Raw genomic sequence first — 6,208 nt, 5'->3', positions numbered from 1 at the left:
TCGTCAGATGCTTGTGGATGGTGTTCGGGCTGCCGGTATCACCCAGCCGCTCGCGCACGGCGCGAATGGTGGGGAGCTGGCCCTCGCCCATCAGGGTGTCGGCGACTGCTGCGACCTGCTCGAACTGGATGCCTGCGCGTGCCATATGTACCACCTATTCGTATTGATATGCATATCATACGAAATACAGATACGAAATACAAAACGCTTCGGAAATGAAATGGCTCACAGGACCAAGGAAGCGAAACGCGCTGCCGGACGGCTTCCTGCTGGAGCCCTGTTCCGAGGTTCCAGGCTTCGCCTTCCACCCCGGGTGAGTGGAAGAGGAATACCGTTTGAAAAAACCTCTCATGCAAAACCACGCAGGCCCCAGCAGTCAAACACCCCAAGAAAGACACCATGACACTGAGGCAGTCCAGTTCTAGATCGGCGTGCCCTTCGGGGCAGGGCTCAGACAAGCAGCTACGCGCCACCCTTCGGGGCTATATAAGGCGGGCGCACTTTTACGGTCATCGGCAAGCCACTCGGGCGCTGTTCGCATCCTTGTAGCCGACGGCCTGGGCGACCTCAGCCCAGGTCTTTCCCTGTGCCCGTAGTAGGCGAGCGGTAGCGCGCTTCTGCTCGGCGTTGCCCTCGTATTCATCACGCTTAAGGGTGTATCGGCCCTCGTTCACGCGGTCGCGCTTGGCGTCCGTCTCGCGCTTGTGCTGCTCGCGGATCTCATCCGACACAATGGCCCGCAGGGTCGGTGCCAGTTCGGCACCAATCAGCGGTGCCATGAGCCCGTGCAGCGTCTCGCGCTTATACCAGTAGCGCGGGTCGCGCTGCTGGCCGGCCCACAGCACCGTTTCGCCCGCCGCCGCCTTCTGGGCGCGCTTGATCGAGGGCTGGATGGCGGCGCGGACCTCGGCGGCGTTGAGCCCGGGGGTCCAGGTGCGGGCGCGGCGCGTCAACTCGACTTCGAGCGTGCTCGGGTGCGCGAACCACGACAGCGCCACGCTCGACAGGAACAGGAACTGGTCGCGGTGGCCTTCGGGGATGCCGCCGAACCAGTGCTGCTCGGCGATGACCAGCAGGTCACGATAGACCAGGTGCCACCAGTCGTAGATCGAGCCGGTGCGCAGACGCTGGCCCCGATCGGCCCGGGCCGTGGCCAGGTCCAGCACCTTGGCGGCCTTGGGCTCGACGCGGGGGCCGAGGATCTCGTCGCAGAGTGAGTGCCAGTTCCAGGGTTCGGGGTCGTAGATGTGGCCCTGGACGACGGCGCCGTTCTTGGCGTTGATCGTGCCGGACAGGCGCAGCAAGCGGGCGCAGTCCTTCGCGGCGGGGTCAGCGCCGGCGAACAGCAGTGCCTTGATGATCACGTCCTGGCAGCGCTGCCAGACCGGCAGCACCTGGGCAGGCATCGGCGCATGAAGCCAATACAGATGTACGCCACGCCCCGACCAGACAATCAGCGAGGGCCACGGCAGCTTGGCATCGTGCAGCGCATCGGCGATGTCCTCTAGGGTCAGGAAGCGGTCTATATCGACGTAAAGCGCGCGCAACGACTTCAGGTTATCGACTTGGCGCCAGTACCTGAACTCGTTGACCGTGATGAAGCCATCCCGCGTGCCGATCTGGGCGCGCAGCAGCGCGGGGATATAGGGATCATCGGGCGCGAGCTTGTGCCAGCGCTTGCCGAGCCCGTGTCGCTCCCAAAGTATGGCTGTACCGTACTGGTCGGGTGTGTGCAGCAGCTCGAAATGTTCGAGCGGGGTCTCGATCGGCCCGGTTTTACGTAGGGGTAAGGCCATGTGTCTGCTTTCCGGCACTGGCGCTTGCTATACTTTTCATACGTCGTCACCTAGTTGATGTAGGTTGATAGACACCAGAAAAACCGGCTCGCCTAAGCCTGTTTTTCCGACTGAAGCCCGCCGCCTAGCGGGCTTTTTTCGTTGTCGCTCAGTATAGACACGACGTAAGCGCACGAACAACTACGCCCTGACGTTTGAGCTTTCTCACGCTGCAGGTCACCAAGGTGGGAGCTGCGGGCAAGCGGACTTTCGACCCGGACGGCAAGCGCAGGCTGATCCTGGGAGTACTGCAGCGCCAGAATGCTAGCCATGAAACGGCTGGTTATTCGCCGTGGTCAGCGCGGCCTGGACATAACAAGTTCTGCGAGGTTGTTGGTCTGCAACATCCATGCTGCGGTGTCGGTGCAGCGATAGCTAATCAACGCTTCGATGTCCTTGATAACTTGCTCGACGTCGAGCGTTAGCAAGGGCTCGTGATGAGCAATGCGGTTGCGTAATCTCCGGAGTTTGTCGAGCTCCTGGCGCAGGTGACCACGGGCTTGCTGCACAGTCATACTAGGCGGGAGATGAGGCAAGACGGTTGAGAGGTAGGGGTTCCACAACGCATCGTCAAACGCTCTAACGAACATGTTTTCCCAGAACCCAAAGCTCAGCTCTGCGATGACTTTGCCGGTCGTCAGCTGTCCTTTCCTAGCTTTCTCGAGGGTGTCGCGCCCTTTCGGAGGCAGGCTCAGATAGAAACCGACCTCCCAGGGCCATGAGGGTCCATGCAGTGCCCTTAGCGCATCGTCCACAGCGTTCCGAATGACCACTTCACAGAGAGAGATGGGAGTCATCAGCGCCGCACTGACCTGCGAGTTCCAAAGGTACAGCTCAAGGGCCTGAGTCAGTGAGGGAGGACGGATATCCTGAGCGTCAAGGTAAGTAGAGAGGCGGGGTAGAGAGAGAGCCATGAGGATGGCATGGAGATTAGGTGTCATACAACCGTATAGCGTAAGAGTTTTGTTTATAATTAAGGTATGAGCCTTTTGGGACTGGGACGAAAGTCTCCCCATTGGTCAAATGAGTTGAAAAGGCCCGCGTAAGCGGGCCTTTTCTTTTGCCTGTACGCCAGCATCAGGATGTCCGAGACACCCTGCAGGCGACACTAGGGGCCGGATTGCGTCCCCCTTTGTGGCCAAGCTGGTGGACTACTTCCAGTCCGGCTCGGGTGCACTTAACGATCAGCTCGCGCCTTATATAGGCCAAGCCAACCTAGTTCAACACAAGATCGAGGCGTTCAGAAGCAGATCTGAACAGAGGTCGCTCCTCGGCGCTTGATTTCAGCGATCAACTCATCCACGGAATACGCGCTGAGCGGCGAGGCCTTCCCATCAGCGGATTTCTGGATACTGGTTGGACTTGTCAAGAACTCGTTCAACTTTCTCCATGTATCCTTTGAAGGAACACCGAACAGGCTGTGTTTAGGGTTTTCATACCGGCTGGGCATCACAGTACTGATCCCGATGGCCCTTGCAAGGTCGGAATAGCTGAGGTTTCGCGCTTCTCGGGCGGCTTTCAGGGCGTCTGGAAAAGCGGGATCTTCGCGGTTTGGAAGGGCCATGGGGGGATTTGGTCTAAAAGTTGGATAGTTTGCAAACTTTACCATAAAAAGTTTGCCTGCACAAACTTTTCAACCATGAAGGGGCCGCCTCAAAATTCGGATCACAGGGTAAACTTCTGGCTTGACTTCTCACAAAGGATGGTCTAAGAGAGGGCTGGCCCAGTCTCGAAGTCAACGCCCCCTGTATCGCCCTTTCTGCTGCACCCGCTTGGCCTCGCGCTCGCGCTGCTGCTGCTCGATCTTCTTGCGCCGCTCGGCCTGCTGGTGGTCCTTTACTCGCTTGGCCAGCTCCGGGTGCGCCTGCGACAGCTTGTCGTAGGCCCATGACTTGGCCTTCGCCCAGGCCTGGACAACCTGAGAACACAAGGCGGCCGCCTGCTGTTCCAACATCCCCGCCCGCGTGAACGACTGCCTCCAGGTGGCGGTGGCCTCCTGGTAGACCCGCTGCTTGAAGGCCGCCAGTAGTCCGCTCGGCGCTTCTGGCTGGTCACGGCGCAGCTGCTCGGCGGCCTGGTAGCGCCGCTGATAGCGGTCATGGGCTTTCTGCGACACGCGCGCCAGTCGCTGCTCACGCGCCACGTGAGCCTTTTTCAAAGCGGCCTCCCAGGCCTTGACCTGGTCGGCCATCGGCAAGGCCTCCAAGCGGTTGGCGGCGGTCTGCTTGGCCTCGGGCTGGGACTGACGGTCGCGCTCGCGCTGGGCCGCCTCCAGGCCACCCGACAGGTCGAGGATGGCCCGTTCGGTCGCCTGGGCCTGCCGCTCCAGCTCGCCCACCTCGCGGCCCAGGACCAGCCGGTCGGCGTTCGCTTCCTGCCGCATCCGGGTCTCGCTCAGCTCCCCGGTGCGCCGCTCGTAGCCGGTGGCCCCTGGCCCCAGGTGAAGGGTCGGCACAGTCTCGATGCCGCGCTCGGCATGGCTGCGGTGGTCGACGCGGGCCTCGAGGCCGTTCTCGCATAGCCGTTCGTTCTGCAAGCTGGCGAACCGCTCTCGCCAGCCGTCAATCTCCTTGGTCTTGCGGTCGTCCAGCTCGCGGGTTTTCTCGCTGAACCCTGCAGGGGTGAGGCGGCGGGTCGTCAGCAGGATGTGGGCGTGGTGGTTGTGGTTGTCTCCCCCTTTGCCAGGGGCATGGATGGCGACATCCGCCGCGCACCTGTGGCGCTCCACCAGCTCGCGGGCGAAGTCGAGGGCCAGCCGCTGCCGCTCGTCCGGCGACAGCTCCGCCGGCAGGGCGATCTCGAACTCGCGCGCCACCGTCGAGTTCTTGCGCTTCTCGGCTTGCTCGGCAGCGTTCCAGAGTGCCGCCCGATCAGCAGCCCACTCGGGCGCCCCGGCAGGCAAGACCAGCTCGGCAGATTCGATGCCGCCCTTGCGGCGGTAGTCGTGGACCTCGCCGGTCCGCTCGTCGGCGATCTCCACCCCGGCACGATAGGCGGCAGCGGTGGTTGCTGAGCGGCCCGTCGACCGGCTGATCGTCTTGACGCTGAGGTGGTAGATCGCCATCGGGGTTCCTAGCTGTTGGTTTTAGCCCCGCAGGGCGCACGCAAACGAAGTTTGCATAAGTGCGCCCTTGCTGTTCGCTTCGGGTCCATGCTCCGGCGCACTCTACGCCTTTTCACACGCCAGCGCATCCCGCAGAATCCGGGGACAAGCCGGGCATCACCTGGCAGGAGGGGCAGTCATGGCAACGATTGACGAACGCATTGCAACCCTGGAGGCCAAGCTCAAGCAGGAGAAGGCCAGGAAGCAACTGATCGAGGCCCGCAAGCGGGCAGCCGAGTCCAAGCTCAAGCGCTCACAGGACACGCGGCGCAAGATCCTGGTCGGCGCGGCCATCCTCGCCAAGGTCGAGCGCGACGAATGGCCCGAGGCCAAGCTGCTGGCCCTGCTCGATGCCACCCTGACCCGGTCCGATGATCGGGCACTGTTCGGATTGCCGCTCAGGACCGAATCGGATCAGGCCCAGGAAGGCCCGAAATCGCCCCTGTGAGCGCCGATCGGGACCCGGCCTAGGCGAGCCATCCACAACGCTTGGCAGTGACTCATAGAAGACTGGGCGTTGACTTTCGATCGACTGCTTCAGGCTTCTTGGATGACCGGCTTGCCCTGGAAGCGGCCTCCGGTGTGTCCACCTTTGGGGTGGCTTCGAGTTGCCCCACCAAACGTGCGGCTTGCTCACGAGCCTCGGCAGCGCTCTGGCGCGCTTCGTCACGCTCCATGTGGACCTGCGTCAGGCGTTCGGCGAGACGCTGGAACTCCTGTGCAGCCAGCTGCCGGCCCTCTGCATGGGCTTGTGCCTGGTAGGCGAGCTGCGCCATGACGCCCTCCAGCTTTGCGGCGAGCACGGCAGCCTGCTGCTCGGCGGCAATGCGGCCCTTGCTCTCGGCCTCCAGCGCGGCGCGCAGGCGTTCGATTTCAGCGCCCTGATCGGCGCGCGCCTCGGCCTGGGCCTCGATCTTCAGGCGGGCCGTGGCCAGCTCCACCCGGGCAGCTTCGGCGACCTGCTGCTCACGCTCGATGCGTCGGACCTGCTCGGCCAGGTCGGCGGCCTGCTGGGCCGCTCGTCCCGCCAGGGTGTCACGCTCGGTGGTCAGTGCGGTCACCTGCTCGACCAGGGCGTCGCGCTCGGCCTCGGTGGCCTCGCCCGACACGGCCAGGTCAACCGCCTCGGCCTGCACCTGGACCAACAGACCCTCGACCTCGCCGCGTGCCTGGGCAGCAGCGCGTTCGATCTCGGCAGCGATGGCGGCGGTCAACGCCTGCGGCAGCACCGGCACAGCGGCGACGGCCACCGGGCGGACCGCGCGCCAGG

The 6,208-nt window shown here is 63.1% G+C and carries 7 protein-coding genes; 1 reads left to right on the top strand and 6 read right to left on the bottom strand.

Annotated features, from left to right (window positions below; all coding sequences use genetic code 11):
- The 5 genes from C6P61_RS18300 to mobQ all read right to left on the bottom strand — a co-directional run.
- Positions 1-145: DNA-binding protein (locus C6P61_RS18300; protein ID WP_170067414.1), on the bottom strand; the 145-nt coding region annotated here is incomplete at its 3' end.
- 364 nt (positions 146-509) lie between these two features.
- Positions 510-1,796, bottom strand: coding sequence for a replication protein (locus C6P61_RS17450; RefSeq protein ID WP_105731158.1), 1,287 nt, complete (start codon positions 1,794-1,796; stop codon positions 510-512).
- A gap of 335 nt (positions 1,797-2,131) precedes the next feature.
- Positions 2,132-2,749, bottom strand: a complete 618-nt coding sequence (locus C6P61_RS17440) for a hypothetical protein (RefSeq protein WP_211297007.1) — start codon at positions 2,747-2,749, stop codon at positions 2,132-2,134.
- 326 nt (positions 2,750-3,075) lie between these two features.
- The gene (locus C6P61_RS17850; protein ID WP_170067413.1) at positions 3,076-3,399 is read right to left on the bottom strand and encodes a helix-turn-helix domain-containing protein; all 324 of its coding nucleotides are present in this window, start codon (positions 3,397-3,399) and stop codon (positions 3,076-3,078) included.
- A 171-nt stretch (positions 3,400-3,570) separates the two neighbouring features.
- The gene (gene mobQ / locus C6P61_RS18095) at positions 3,571-4,899 is read right to left on the bottom strand and encodes a MobQ family relaxase (RefSeq protein WP_211297006.1); all 1,329 of its coding nucleotides are present in this window, start codon (positions 4,897-4,899) and stop codon (positions 3,571-3,573) included.
- Positions 4,900-5,077: 178 nt separating this feature from the next.
- Here mobQ and C6P61_RS17430 point away from each other — a divergent pair, with 178 nt between their 5' ends.
- Complete coding sequence (locus C6P61_RS17430) at positions 5,078-5,386, top strand: mobilization protein (RefSeq protein WP_105731157.1); 309 nt, start codon at positions 5,078-5,080, stop codon at positions 5,384-5,386.
- A gap of 52 nt (positions 5,387-5,438) precedes the next feature.
- Here the strand turns inward: C6P61_RS17430 and C6P61_RS17425 are convergent.
- On the bottom strand, positions 5,439-6,208 hold a 770-nt coding region (locus tag C6P61_RS17425; protein WP_211297005.1), incomplete at its 5' end, for a coiled-coil domain-containing protein.

Source organism: Malikia spinosa (assembly GCF_002980625.1).
GTDB classification, from domain to species: Bacteria; Pseudomonadota; Gammaproteobacteria; order Burkholderiales; family Burkholderiaceae_C; genus Malikia; species Malikia spinosa.
Note: the sequence above shows the minus strand (reverse complement) of the source record. Positions and strands in the feature narration are given on the sequence as shown.